This is a genomic window from Allobosea sp., assembly GCF_017308075.1.
Classification (GTDB): Bacteria; Pseudomonadota; Alphaproteobacteria; order Rhizobiales; family Beijerinckiaceae; genus Allobosea.
In genome coordinates this window covers 93228-105247 of the sequence record NZ_JAFKFX010000025.1, presented here as the reverse complement: position 1 = coordinate 105247, position 12020 = coordinate 93228, and the positions used below count along the sequence as shown (strand labels likewise).

Below are 12020 nucleotides of genomic sequence, written 5' to 3'. Positions count from 1 at the left end.
CGATCGGGAGGATCCGGAGAACGGTGCTGCGCAGCGTGGTCATGCCTATAAAGTTGGTTTGTTCCGAGGTTCTGTCAAGCCTCGCTTGGGGATGAGACGGCGCACGGAAAAAAGGGCCGGCTTTCGCCGGCCCTCAGGCATCCGGGAGATGTCGTCGCAGCGTGTCAGCCCTTGCTGACGGCGACCTTGCGCAGATAGTCGGTGACGATCCGGGTGATGCTGCGCGAGAGCAGGTCGTCGAGTGCCGTGATGAACTCGTCGCACTGCTCGCGGGTGACGATCAGCGGAGGTTCGAGCCGGATGACGTTGCGGTTGTACTCGGTGAAGGCGACGAGCACGTCGTAATCTTTCAGCAGCAGCGCGCCGATGAAGCCGCAGAGCGAGCCCTTCAGCTTGTCGTCGAGCAGCGCGACCATGTGCTTCAGCCCGAAGGGCATGGTCTCGCTGATGTCCTGGAACTCGACGCCGATCATCAGCCCGCGGCCGCGGATCTCCTTGAGCAGGCTGGGATGCTTGGCGCGCAGCTCGTTCAGCCTTGCGATCAGATAATCGCCCTGGCGCTGCGCATTGCCCATGAGGTCTTCCTCATAGAGCACGTTGAGCCCCTCGATCGCGCTGATGCAGGCCTCGCCCATGCCGCCAAACGTGGCTTGGGCGTGGATCAGCGCCGCCTTCGGCTTGCCATAGGCCTTCATGTAGATCTCGCGGCGGGCGATCATCGCGCCGACCGCGGCCTTGGAGCCGCCGAGCGCCTTGGCGAGCGCGGTCACGTCCGGCACGACGCCGTCACGCTCGAAGGCGAAGAACTGGCCGGTGCGGCCGAGCCCGCACTGGACCTCGTCGGCGACCCAGAGCACGCCATGCTTGTCGCAGAGCGCACGCAGCTCGCGCCAGAAGCCGAGAGGCGCCTCGACGATGCCGCCGCCGCCCTGGATCGTCTCCATCACGACGATGCCGATCGCCGGATCGCTCTCCAGCGCCAGCCGCACCGCCTCGATATCGCCGAAGGGTACCTTGACCCGGTTGTCGACGAGCTTGAACTGCGACTGGTAGAGGTTGGAATCGGTGACCGAGAGCACGCCCTTGGTCTTGCCGTGGAAGGAGTTTGCGGCGTGCAGGATCTTCGATCTGCCGGGCCCCTGCGCCTGCTCGGCGACCTTCAGCGCCGCTTCCATCGCCTCCGAGCCGGTCGAGCCGAGGAAGACCATGTCGAGATCGCCGGGCGCGATCTGGGCGAGGTTGTGGGCGAGTGCCGAAGCATATTGCGACATGAACGCCATGCAGATCTCATGGCGGTTCTCGGCCTGGAACTTCTGCCTTGCCGCGATGATACGCGGATGGTTGTGGCCGAAGGCGACCGAGCAAAAGCCGCCGAAGAAATCGAGGATCTTGCGGCCGTCCCTGGTGATGTAGTGCATGCCCTCGGCGCGATCGACGATGATCTTGTCGAAGCCGAGCAGCTTCAGGAAATGCACCTGGCCGGGATTGATATGGCTGGTGAAGAGGTCCTTCACCTGGGTGGCGTCGAGCTGCTTGGCGGCCTCGACGCTGATCAGCTTCGGGCGGGCGGGAGTGGCGGGGGCCATGTCGTCCTCGTTCCGGTAAGCGGGCATGCTCATGCTGCGAGGCTCCTTTCGGCCTTGGTCCCTGCGGTCTTTGCTTTGCGGTATTCGGTGTAGGCGGCGAGCAGCATGTCCTCGTCGCGGTATCTGGGCGTCCAGCCGAGCTCGCGCTTGGCCTTGCTGGTGTCGAGGATGCAGACCTCGTTGGCGATCTTGTACTGCTCGGGGTCCATGATCGGCAGGTTGACCGCGTCCAGCGTGTCGAGCGCGAACTTGACCAGAGGCGCCGGGGTCGGCAGCAGGATCGATTTCGAGCCGGCATGCCTGATCAGGTCGCCGAGCAGCTTCTTCACCGGCGGTGGATCATCTGAGCCGAGATTATAGGCGCTGTTGGGGAAGTCCGCCTTCCAGGCCGCGATGCAGGCGCTGGCGCAGTCGAAGACCGAGATGAACTGATAGGGGTTGGTGCCTGCGCCGATCATCGGCACCGGCAGGTTGAGGTCGATCAGCCGGAAGAGCTTGACCAGGATGCCGAGCCGGCCCGGCCCGATGATCAGGCGCGGCCGGAAGATCGGGATCTGGAAGCCCCGGTCGCGATAGCCCTGGGCGAGCTTCTCGGTGGCGAGCTTGCTCTCGCCATATTCGCCGAGTGGGTTCGCCGGATGGGTCTCGTCCTGCGGCACGGTCACGGCATGGCCGTAGATCATGTCGGTGGTGAAGTGGACGAGCTTGCGGGCGCCGTTCTTCTCCATCCATTTCAGGATGTTCTCGGTGCCATGATAGTTCACCGGCCAGAAGAAATCGTGGCGTTCCTTGCGGGTCACGATCGGCGACAGCATCTTGGCCGAGAGATTGTAGACGAGGTCGTCCGGCGTCAGCGCGATGCTCTCGACGCTGGCGGCGTCGGTGACGTCGATCTTCTGGAACGGCACCTTGTCGTAATGGGCGTGGCCGCTCTTGTGGATGTCGCAGACGAGGACCTCCTCGCCCATGGCGGCGAGGTCCTCGGCAAGGTGCGAGCCGACGAAGCCGTCGCCGCCGATGATGATGTGTTTCATGTCCGGGGAACCGCTGGTTCGAAGATCAAGGGCTGCATCAACGCGGCGCGTCGGGCAGGCGAGGGCGGGTGCGCGCCGGCACCGGGACCGGCTTCAGCGCCGGCTCGGCCGGCGGGACGAGGAAGGTGCCGAGGCGCAGAATGAAACGGGCGATCAGGTCCATGGTTTCCCTCAGCTTTGTGCGATGAAGACCGTGCCCAGGACGATGAGGCCGATGCCGGCGATGCGGGCCGGACTCAGATCCTCCTGGAAGACGAAATAGGCGTAGACCGCGACCACGACGTAGGCGAGGCTCAGGAACGGGTAGGCGTAGCTGATCTGTACCTTCGACAGCACGATCAGATGCGAGGCCATGCTGACCACGAAGGTGCACAGGCCGGCGAAGACGAAGGGGTTGAAGACGACGCGGAAGACCGTCGCGATCAGTCCATCGCCGCCGATATCGAGATGGCCGACCCCGGTCATGCCGCGTTTCAGCATCAGTTGCGCCGCGGCATTGGTCAGCACCGTGAACAGGATCAAAGGCAGGTAGGCATTCATCGAAACGGGATTTTCCGCGTGGCTGATGCCGCCCTGAATGGCGCGGAAAATACTTCGAATGCCTTACGCTACGGGACCTTATCGGCCCGTAACCTTAAAAGTGTACTGCATCGACCACGGAAAGACGCCGGCTTCCCTTCGGCCATGCCTTCGCTGGCTCGGCCGCCGGCATGCTGAGATGTGGGGCGCAGGCGCGAAATCATGGCGGGAATGTGCGCCGGATTGATCCTGAGGCTGCGCTGCTCTAAGGTTAATCATTCCTTAACCTGGATTTCCAACCCGCCATGGCCGACCTGCTCCGGCTCGCGTCCCGTACTCGCTCCGAGCTCCTGCAGGCCAGCCCCTGGGCGTGGCCGTACGAGCCCGCGCTCAACGCGGCCGAGGTGCTGCCGCAGCACGATTCGGAGGAGCTTCGTGCGATCCATGCGGCACGGCGCGAGGCGACCTTGCGTCGCCTTGGATCGGGAGTGGCGGCCTGGAATTCCTGGGCGGCGACCATGACGAGCCTGCGTCGCAAGGTGGGCGCCGATCCGGCCCTGACCTCGCTCTGGCAATTGCTCGCCGGTGTCGAGCTGGTCGACGAGAGCTTCGACGGGGAATTCGACGTCGCCGGCTTCCACTTTCCGGGTGCCGCGCGCTTCGCCGGGTCGGCCTTCGGCAGCGATGTGTGGTTCACCGATGCCAGGTTCTCCGGGCCGGCCGATTTCCGCGACGCGACGTTCGCGGGCGATGCCTTCTTCGAACGCACGCGTTTCGCGGCCGGGGCCGATTTCGGGGCGGCGCATTTCCAGCGCGGCGCGGAGTTTCGCGAAATTTCCTGTGCCGGCACGCTCTGCTTCGTCGAGGCCGAGTTCTCCGGCAGCGTCTGGTTTCGCAGTTCGTTCTTCGAGGGGCCGGTGCGCTTCCGCGGCGCCAGGTTCGGATGGGAGGCGGGACTGGGCGATTGCCGCTACCGCGGACCGGCGGATTTCGTCGAGGTCGATTTCGCCGATAATGCCGGCTTCGAGAATGCGATCTTCGAGCAGAGCGCGACCTTCACGCAGGCGCGCTTCTGCCAGGCGGCTTGGTTCAGCGGGGCCCAGTTCCGTGGCGAGGCGGTGTTCGACCGCACCCGTTTTCTCGGCCGCCGGCATTTCGACGGCATCGCGGTCTCGGTGCCGCAGACCCCGGTGGCGACGCAGGCCGCCGTCCTCGAACGGTTGCGCGCCGCCTTCTCGGGCTGAGCCGCGCGAGGACGCGCCTTATCCCGGTCAGATCGGGAGCGCGTCGTCCTTGGCGATGGTCTGCTGCAGGGCCGGCCTCGCCAGCATCCGCTCCATATAGGCTTCGAAGGCCGGCAGGCGCGGCAGGGCGCCGATGATGTTCATGCCGAAATGGATGCCGCTGCCGAGCTGGGTATCGGCGGCGGTGAAGCGCTCGCCGGCGGCATAGGGATGGGCGGAAAGCCGTTTCTCGAGATTGGCGACGGTGTCGGCATGCGAGCCGAAGGAGAAGCCGCGCGGTTCATAGGCGAAGTCGTGGACCTTGGTGGCGATGATCGGGTCTAGCACCGCGTCCGCATAGACCAGCGCGGTCAGGAAGGCGGCCCGGTCGGCATCACCGATGGCGGGGGCGAGCCCGGCCTCCGGAAACCTTTCGGTGAGATAGAGGCAGATCGCGGCGCGCTCGGTGACGACGGTGCCGTCATGGACGATCGCCGGTACCTTCTTGTGCGGCTGGATGGCGCGGTAGCTCTCGGGCGGACCATCCTTCGCGCGGATGTCGACGAGCTCCATGGTGTAGGGCTGGCCGAGTTCCTCCAGCAGCCAGAGCACGGAGAAGGAGCGCGATTGCGGAGCGTGATAGAAGGTCAGCATGGCGATGTCCCTTTCGGCGTTTCCTCAAGCGATGGGCGGGCTGATAGGGGTGCCCTGGGTCGGTCGTTGTCAGGATCGATGCGCTGGTGCTGCCGCAGGCTCATGGATTCCGACCGGGCCCTGCTGTCGCTGCTCCGCCGCTGCCGGGGAGCCAGGGTTGACCCGGCTTTCCCAATTCCGGTTAAATCCCGGCGGGGGGCGTTGCAGGGATGATCATGCTGCGCGCCATTGTCTTGACTGCCGCCGCTCTGGCTTTCGCTACGCCTGCGTCGGCCTATTCCAACCCGATCAGCCGCGGGCTCGCGGACTTCCTCAACATCTTCAGCGAACAGCCGGTGCCGCGCCAGCTCGTTGCCTGGAATGGCAAGCAGGCGCCCGGTACGGTCGTGGTCTCGACCAGCCAGAGGCGGCTCTATTACGTGCTCGGCCAGGGGCGGGCGATCCGCTACGGCGTCGGTGTCGGCCGGCAGGGTTTCAGCTGGTCGGGCACGAAGATCGTCTCGCGCAAGCGCGAATGGCCGGACTGGCGTCCGCCCGCGGCGATGCTGAAGCGCCGACCCGACCTGCCGCGCTATATGGCGGGCGGAATGGAGAACCCGCTCGGTGCGCGGGCGATCTATCTGGGATCGAGCCTCTATCGAATCCACGGTTCGAACGAGCCCGACACGATCGGAGCGGCGGTCTCTTCGGGCTGCATCCGGATGACCAATCGCGACGTGATGGACCTCTATGATCGCGTCAGGCCCGGGACCAAGGTCATCGTGCAGCGCTAGCCGTCGCTGTGGCCGCGTCTGATCCGGCGGACCATGCTCCAGACCAGCAGCAGGGCGATGGGAACGAAGAGTGCGGTCGCGATGCCGACATCGACAGGCAGGTAGCCGGCATCCTTGGCGCCCTTGGCGAGGTAGCCGAACAGGCTGACGACATAATAGCCGATGGCGGCAACCGAGAGCCCCTCGACGGTCTGCTGCAGGCGCAGCTGCAACCGGGTGCGCTCGTTCATCGCTGCCAGCAGGTCGCGGTTCTGCTGCTCGAGCGCGACGTCGACGCGGGTGCGCAGCAGGTTGGCGGCACGGGCGAGCTTGCGCGAGAGATCGGCCTGGCGCTCCTGCAGCATCTGACAGGTGCGCATCGCCGGCGCCATCCGCCGGGAGAGGAAGGCGGCGATGGTCGGCCAGCCCCGGTACGGCGCTTCACCGATCGCGGTGAGGCGCTGACCGACGATGTTGTCATAGGCGCGGCTGGCGCCGAACCGGTAATTCGAGGAGGCGGCTTCCGATTCCATCGGCGCGGCGAGCGCCGTCATCTCGTCGAGCAGGGCATTGTCGGCGGCGAGCCCGTCGGTCTGCGTCATCGTGCCGGCGATACGGACCAGCGCCTCCTCGGTCGCCCGCACGGAAGGGGCGAGGCGTTGCGCCTCCGGCAGGCCGAGCAAAGCGAGGACCCGATAGGTCTCGATCTCGAGCAGGCGCTGCGCCAGCGCCCCGGCCCGCGAGGGCGTCAGCGACCGGTCGAGGAGGAGGATGCGCACGAAGCCGTCGGGATCGGGCTGGAAATCCGCCGCTGCGATCGCGCCCTCGCTGTCGACCAGCGAGGCTGCGAGGCTCGCCGGATCGAAGATCTCCTCGAGCGGCGGCGCTGCTCGCTCGGGTAGCAGATGCAGGTCGACCGCGACCAGATGCGGTCCCGGCTGCGGCAGCTCCAGCATGAAATGCGGCAACTCCCTGCCGGCGGGAGTGAACGGCGCATTGCCATTGCCCGGCAGCTCCCAGCTATAGGTGGTGAACTCGCTGTGCTGCTCCCAGCGCAGTCCGATCTCGCCGAGCCGGGCGCGATGATGTTTGGCGCCCTCGGCGGGGCCTGCGACGCCTCGCCCGGCGCAGAAGCCGGCGAGCGCCTCGCGGTCGGCACTGGCCTGCGCCTGGTCGGTCATGAAGGCGAAATGCAGCAGGCGCTGTGGCGTCTCCAGCGGGGCGAAGGGCCGGGCATGGATCTCGGCGAGGATCGCGCCGCGCGCGGGATGCGGGCTGAGCGTCGGGGCCGGCCTTGCCTCGCTGCGATCCATGCTGTCCTGCCCTGCCATGACCGGCTCTGCGGCTCGGTTCCGCGCCCATCACCGAACTTGCAGCAAAGCCCCGGAGACGGAAAGATCGGCATGGCGTCGCATCGTCTGGGAGGGGTTCGTCATGGCTTCGAAGATCGGCCCCGATGACGCGCACAGCTGCCCGACGCCGGAGGAACACCTGGCGATCGCGAGTTCGGGCGCCACGCGGCCGCGCGCCAAAGCATTCTTCGAGCGACGCGGACACCGGCTCGCGTGAGAACAAGCGATAAAACAAGGAATCGGAGCATCCGCGCTGCAAAGGGGCGCGGATGCTCTGGAGCCGACAGGTTCAGCGCTGCTGACGCGATCCGGCGGCGGCCGGCCTAGATTGTGCTGATCGCCGGAAAGCTTCGCTGCCAGCCATGCCCCTGCCAAACCGCATCCGTCCCGATGGCACGCTGTTCGCCGACCCGGCGCGCGGCACGCTGTTCGGCAATCGCGGCGGCAGGTTCCACGATCCGGCGACTAGGGCCCTGCCGCGACGGCTCTATGCGACGCAGCAATGGATCTGCTGTGTCCTGTCTTTCAAGGGTCGGCAGCGCGATGTCTGGGGGCGCTACTATACCGAGCTGTTCTTCTGCGACGAGGTCACGGCCCTGGCGGCTGGCCATCGCCCCTGCATGGAGTGCCGGCGCGGCGATGCGCTGGCCTACCGTGCAGCGCTGGTCGCTGGGCTCGGCCTCGGGCGCGTGCCGAGCTTCCCGGAGATCGACGAAAGGCTCGACGGGGAGCGCCGCCGCGGGCGCGAGAAGCGCCTGCACCGGCTCGACGCCACGGGACTGCCTGACGGTGCGATGATCATCGGCGACGATACGACATTCCTGGCCCTGCGTGGCGATGCGGCGCTGCTCTGGTCGCCGGCCGGCTATGTCGCGCGGCGGTCGCGGCCGACCGGGCCGGTGCCTGTCTGCACGCCGCCCGCGAGCCTGGCCGCGCTGGCCCATGGCTTCCAGCCGCGCTGGCATGCGAGCGTGACGGCGCTGGTCTGAACCGGACGGGGAACCTTCTCGGCGCCTGCGACGTTGTCCCGCCATCAACAATCGTGGCAATCAAGGGGGCAATGTCATGCGCTCGATCGCATTGTGGCTGCTTGGAATTCCGATCCCGATCATCATCCTGATCTGGCTCTTCGTCCGCTGATCTTGGTCCGCTGACAGGAACTCACAGAATAAATTGCTATGGCCGGGCGCGTCCCGGCCATATTCTTTTGCGGTGGGGAATCGCGCAGGCTGGGCGGAGCTGCGCGGCGCCGCCTTGATCAGATCGCCTCGTCCCTCCAGCAGCGTTCCGCCATGCAGCCGATCATCCAGATTTCCGGTCTCTCGAAGACCTATGCCTCGGGCTTCCAGGCGCTGAAAAGCGTCACGCTCGACATCAGGCGCGGCGAGATCTTCGCCCTGCTCGGGCCGAACGGCGCCGGCAAGACGACGCTGATCAGCATCGTCTGCGGCATCGTCAATCCGAGCACCGGGACGGTGCTCGCCGACGGTCACGACATCATCGCCGATTACCGCGCTGCGCGCAGCCGCATCGGCCTCGTGCCGCAGGAGCTGACCACCGACGCCTTCGAGACCGTCTGGGCGACGGTCTCCTTCAGCCGCGGCCTGTTCGGCAAGCCGAAGAACCCTGAGATCGTCGAGCAGGTGCTGCGCGATCTCTCGCTCTGGGACAAGCGCGACAACAAGATCATGACGCTGTCGGGCGGGATGAAGCGGCGCGTGCTGATCGCCAAAGCGCTGGCGCACGAGCCACAGATCCTGTTCCTCGACGAGCCGACGGCGGGCGTCGATGTCGAATTGCGCCAGGACATGTGGAAGCTGGTGCGGCGCCTGCGCGACAGCGGCGTCACCATCATCCTGACGACGCACTATATCGAGGAGGCCGAGGAGATGGCCGATCGGGTCGGCGTGATCAGCAAGGGCGAGATCATCCTGGTCGAGGACAAGGCCGAGCTGATGCGCAAGCTCGGCCAGAAGCAGCTCACCCTCCATCTGCAATCGCCGCTTGCGGCGGTGCCGGAGGCGCTGGCGGGCTATGGGCTGACCCTGCGCGCCGATGGCGAGGAGCTGGTCTACAGCTACGACACCAAGGCCGAGCGCACCGGCATCACGGCGTTGCTCAGCGATCTGGCTGAGGCCGGCATCCGTTTCAACGACCTGCAGACCAGCCAGTCCTCGCTCGAGGACATCTTCGTCGGCCTGCTGAGGGCGAACGCATGAGCGCCGTGACCATGAACCTGCACGCGATCAAGGCGATCTACCTGTTCGAGATGGCGCGGACCTGGCGTACGCCGCTGCAGAGCATCCTCTCGCCGGTAATCTCGACCTCGCTCTATTTCGTCGTCTTCGGCGCGGCGATCGGCTCGCGCATGCAGGCGATCGACGGGGTGCCCTATGGCGCCTTCATCGTGCCCGGCCTGATCATGCTCTCTCTGCTGACGCAGAGCATCGCCAACGCTTCCTTCGCGATCTATTTTCCGAAATTCACCGGGACGATCTTCGAGCTGCTTTCGGCACCGGTCGCCTGGTGGGAGGCTGTCTTCGCCTATGTCGCGGCGGCGGCGACGAAATCGGTGATGCTCGGGCTGATCATCCTCGTCACTGCCTTCCTGTTCGTGCCACTCAAGATCGAGCACCCGCTCTGGATGCTGCTCTTCCTGGTGCTGACGGCGACGACCTTCAGCCTGTTCGGCTTCATCATCGGCGTCTGGGCCGATGGTTTCGAGAAGCTGCAGGTGGTGCCGCTCCTGATCGTGACGCCGCTCGCCTTTCTCGGGGGCTCGTTCTACTCGATCGACATGCTGCCGCCCTTCTGGCGGGCGGTGACGCTGTTCAATCCGGTCGTCTACCTGATCAGCGGCTTCCGCTGGAGCTTCTTCGGCTTCGCCGATGTCGGCATCGCCGTCAGCCTCGGCATGACGCTGGTCTTCCTCTGCGCCTGCATCGCGGTGATCGCCTGGATCTTCAAGACCGGCTACCGGCTGAAGAACTGAGGTTGCGTTCGCTTTGAAGCTGCGCCGTCATTCCGGCGCAGCTCCAGGGACGCGAGCCGCTTCGGACTCAGGCCGCCTTGATCTGCTTGAAGAAGGTGTCGAGCTCGCCCCGCAGCGTCGCCGCCTCGCGGGCGAGACGCTCGGCGGTGCGCAGGACCTCGGCGGCCGAACGCATCGCCTCGTCGGAGGCCGCCGTGACGCCGGCGAGACGCTGCGCCACGGTCGCCGCGCCATGCGCCGTCGCCTGGGCGTTGCGGGCGATCTCGGAGGTGGTCGCGCGCTGCTCCTCGGTCGCGTCGGCGATGGCGGCGGTCTGGTGCGAGACGTCGCTCATCGTGCGCGTGATGATGCCGATGGCACTGACCGCGCCCTCCGCCTCGCCATGGAAAGCCTCGATCTGGCTGGCGATGCCGTTGGTTGCCTCGGCGGTGCGGTTCGCCAATGTCTTGACCTCGGCGGCGACGACCGCGAAGCCGCGCCCGGCCTCGCCGGCGCGGGCGGCCTCGATGGTGGCGTTGAGGGCGAGCAGATTGGTCTGCTCGGCGATGTCGCGGATCAGGTCGATGACGGTGACGATCTGCTCGGAGGCGCGGGCGAGATTGCCGACATGGCGGCTGGCGCCGAGCGCCTCGTCGCTGGCGCCGCCGACCATCGCATTGGCGCGGGCGAGGCGAGCGGAAATCTCGGTGATCGAATCGGTCAGGTTGTCGGCGGCGTTCGCGACCTGCTGGACATTGCCCGACGCCTCCTGCGAGGCCGTCTCGGCGCGGCCGATCTCGGAGGTGGCGGCGACGGCAAGCCCGTTCAGCATGCGCGCGGCGGTCTCCAGCGTCTGGACGCCGCCGCCGACAGTCTGCAGCGCATCGGCGAGCCTTGCATCGAAGGCGGTCACGATCTCGTCGATCCGCCGCTGCCGGGCGAGGCGTGCCGCCTCGTCGCCGGCGGCGGCGCTCTCGAGCGCGGCGCGCGCTTTGGCATTGTCGCGGAAGACGGCGACGGAGCGTGCCATGTCGCCGATCTCGTCGCCGCGCTCGACCAGCGGGATCTCCTCGACCGGCTCGGCGGCGGCGAGGCGGCGCATCGTCGCCGAGAGCCGCAGCAAGGGACCGGCGATCCTGCGCTGGACGAGCAGCAACGCCAAGGCGAGGCCGCCAGCCAGGGCCAGGGCGCCGGTTCCGATCAGCAGATCGGCGCTGCTCTGCTGCATATGGACAAGCTCGGTATCGAGCGAGGCACTGCGGGCATCGTTGGTGCCGGCGATCCGCTTCAGGGCTTCGTTCAGCGCCTTGCGGTTGCTGCGGTTGCCTTCTTCATTGCCCATCGTCCGGGCGGCGACGATCGAATGCTCGCGCGCCAGGCGGACCATCTCGCGACGGAAGGCGATGAACTCCTCGACGCGTCGTGCAACGTTGGCGAAGCTCTCCTGGTCGCCCGGGCCGATCAGCGGCCGCCAGTCCTGCATCAGCACTTCGATCTCGCGCAGGCCCTGCAGCAGCAGCGGGATGAAGCGCTCGGCGCCGGCGAGGTCATCGCTCATATAGATGCCGCGCGATTCCATGACGACGCTGTTGACCAGCCCGTTGATACGCTCGGCAATGGCGGCGCGGTGCGAAGCGGACTGCATCTCCTTCGTCGTCGTCGCATAACGTTCGAGCGTCTTGACGCCGAACGCGATCGCCAGCGCTGCCGCTATGGCGAGCAGCAGCACGGCTGCGAGGATCTGACGCGATATGGTGCGCAGCATTGGCAGGGCGATCTTGAGCGCGCGAGCCGCGACTTTCCCCCTGGCGCGCGGCGTGAAACCGCCGTCAGGCTAGGCGCGGCTCGGTTAATTTTGCGTTGGGCCCGTCAAAAACGCCGGCTCAGGCCGGGGCAGGGCGATTGACTCAGGAGCCGGCATCCTGTCTC

At 66.6% G+C, this 12020-nt stretch carries 12 protein-coding genes and 1 pseudogene; 6 read left to right on the top strand and 7 right to left on the bottom strand.

The features are described from left to right. Positions 1–164: 164 nt before the first annotated feature. From J0J10_RS06000 to J0J10_RS05985, 4 genes and pseudogenes are all read right to left on the bottom strand, one after another. Positions 165–1619, bottom strand: a complete 1455-nt coding sequence (locus J0J10_RS06000; protein ID WP_291645698.1) for an aspartate aminotransferase family protein — start codon at positions 1617–1619, stop codon at positions 165–167. Further along, entirely contained in the window at positions 1616–2620 is a 1005-nt protein-coding gene (locus J0J10_RS05995; RefSeq protein WP_291645697.1) for an NAD-dependent epimerase/dehydratase family protein, read from the bottom strand. The genes J0J10_RS06000 and J0J10_RS05995 overlap by 4 nt, the downstream gene beginning before the upstream one ends. Before the next feature lie 37 nt (positions 2621–2657). Continuing rightward, positions 2658–2783, bottom strand: coding sequence for a hypothetical protein (locus J0J10_RS05990; RefSeq protein ID WP_291645696.1), 126 nt, complete (start codon positions 2781–2783; stop codon positions 2658–2660). An 11-nt stretch (positions 2784–2794) separates the two neighbouring features. Then, positions 2795–3160: pseudogene (locus J0J10_RS05985) on the bottom strand (DMT family transporter); the annotation flags it as partial. Positions 3161–3444: 284 nt separating this feature from the next. Between J0J10_RS05985 and J0J10_RS05980 the strand changes: the two are divergent. Next, a complete protein-coding gene (locus J0J10_RS05980) occupies positions 3445–4383 on the top strand; it encodes a pentapeptide repeat-containing protein (protein ID WP_291645695.1) in 939 nt (312 codons plus the stop codon). Positions 4384–4410: 27 nt separating this feature from the next. On the opposite strand, the gene J0J10_RS05975 is transcribed toward J0J10_RS05980, so the two are convergent. Beyond that, positions 4411–5016, bottom strand: a complete 606-nt coding sequence (locus tag J0J10_RS05975) for a glutathione S-transferase family protein (protein ID WP_291645694.1) — start codon at positions 5014–5016, stop codon at positions 4411–4413. A 215-nt stretch (positions 5017–5231) separates the two neighbouring features. Between J0J10_RS05975 and J0J10_RS05970 the strand changes: the two genes are divergently transcribed. After that, positions 5232–5789: a L,D-transpeptidase gene (locus tag J0J10_RS05970; RefSeq protein ID WP_291645693.1), complete on the top strand. Its 558-nt coding sequence runs from the start codon at positions 5232–5234 to the stop codon at positions 5787–5789. Here the strand turns inward: J0J10_RS05970 and J0J10_RS05965 are convergent. After that, positions 5786–7099, bottom strand: a complete 1314-nt coding sequence (locus J0J10_RS05965; RefSeq protein ID WP_291645692.1) for a DUF3422 family protein — start codon at positions 7097–7099, stop codon at positions 5786–5788. The genes J0J10_RS05970 and J0J10_RS05965 overlap by 4 nt on opposite strands. A 103-nt stretch (positions 7100–7202) precedes the next feature. Here J0J10_RS05965 and J0J10_RS05960 point away from each other — a divergent pair, with 103 nt between their 5' ends. From J0J10_RS05960 to J0J10_RS05945, 4 genes are all read left to right on the top strand, one after another. Then, on the top strand, positions 7203–7337 hold the full coding sequence (locus J0J10_RS05960; RefSeq protein ID WP_291645691.1) for a hypothetical protein: 135 nt from the start codon (positions 7203–7205) through the stop codon (positions 7335–7337). 145 nt (positions 7338–7482) lie between these two features. After that, positions 7483–8109 (top strand): hypothetical protein, encoded by a 627-nt coding sequence (locus tag J0J10_RS05955; RefSeq protein ID WP_291645690.1) that lies wholly within the window; start codon positions 7483–7485, stop codon positions 8107–8109. Positions 8110–8412: 303 nt separating this feature from the next. Beyond that, entirely contained in the window at positions 8413–9339 is a 927-nt protein-coding gene (locus tag J0J10_RS05950; RefSeq protein WP_291645689.1) for an ABC transporter ATP-binding protein, read from the top strand. Between the two features lie 11 nt (positions 9340–9350). Continuing rightward, positions 9351–10112: an ABC transporter permease gene (locus J0J10_RS05945; RefSeq protein ID WP_291645829.1), complete on the top strand. Its 762-nt coding sequence runs from the start codon at positions 9351–9353 to the stop codon at positions 10110–10112. 67 nt (positions 10113–10179) lie between these two features. Here the strand turns inward: J0J10_RS05945 and J0J10_RS05940 are convergent, their stop codons facing one another. Further along, complete coding sequence (locus tag J0J10_RS05940) at positions 10180–11856, bottom strand: methyl-accepting chemotaxis protein (RefSeq protein ID WP_291645688.1); 1677 nt, start codon at positions 11854–11856, stop codon at positions 10180–10182. Positions 11857–12020: the final 164 nt, after the last annotated feature.

What these genes read in the sequence shown, in the direction of transcription:
- J0J10_RS06000 (WP_291645698.1), bottom strand. Translation starts at nt 1,619, where the DNA reads ATGAGCATGCCCGCTTACCGGAACGAGGACGACATGGCCCCCGCCACT.
- J0J10_RS05995 (WP_291645697.1), bottom strand. Translation starts at nt 2,620, where the DNA reads ATGAAACACATCATCATCGGCGGCGACGGCTTCGTCGGCTCGCACCTT.
- J0J10_RS05990 (WP_291645696.1), bottom strand. Translation starts at nt 2,783, where the DNA reads ATGGACCTGATCGCCCGTTTCATTCTGCGCCTCGGCACCTTCCTCGTC.
- J0J10_RS05980 (WP_291645695.1), top strand. Translation starts at nt 3,445, where the DNA reads ATGGCCGACCTGCTCCGGCTCGCGTCCCGTACTCGCTCCGAGCTCCTG.
- J0J10_RS05975 (WP_291645694.1), bottom strand. Translation starts at nt 5,016, where the DNA reads ATGCTGACCTTCTATCACGCTCCGCAATCGCGCTCCTTCTCCGTGCTC.
- J0J10_RS05970 (WP_291645693.1), top strand. Translation starts at nt 5,232, where the DNA reads ATGCTGCGCGCCATTGTCTTGACTGCCGCCGCTCTGGCTTTCGCTACG.
- J0J10_RS05965 (WP_291645692.1), bottom strand. Translation starts at nt 7,099, where the DNA reads ATGGCAGGGCAGGACAGCATGGATCGCAGCGAGGCAAGGCCGGCCCCG.
- J0J10_RS05960 (WP_291645691.1), top strand. Translation starts at nt 7,203, where the DNA reads ATGGCTTCGAAGATCGGCCCCGATGACGCGCACAGCTGCCCGACGCCG.
- J0J10_RS05955 (WP_291645690.1), top strand. Translation starts at nt 7,483, where the DNA reads ATGCCCCTGCCAAACCGCATCCGTCCCGATGGCACGCTGTTCGCCGAC.
- J0J10_RS05950 (WP_291645689.1), top strand. Translation starts at nt 8,413, where the DNA reads ATGCAGCCGATCATCCAGATTTCCGGTCTCTCGAAGACCTATGCCTCG.
- J0J10_RS05945 (WP_291645829.1), top strand. Translation starts at nt 9,351, where the DNA reads ATGAACCTGCACGCGATCAAGGCGATCTACCTGTTCGAGATGGCGCGG.
- J0J10_RS05940 (WP_291645688.1), bottom strand. Translation starts at nt 11,856, where the DNA reads ATGCTGCGCACCATATCGCGTCAGATCCTCGCAGCCGTGCTGCTGCTC.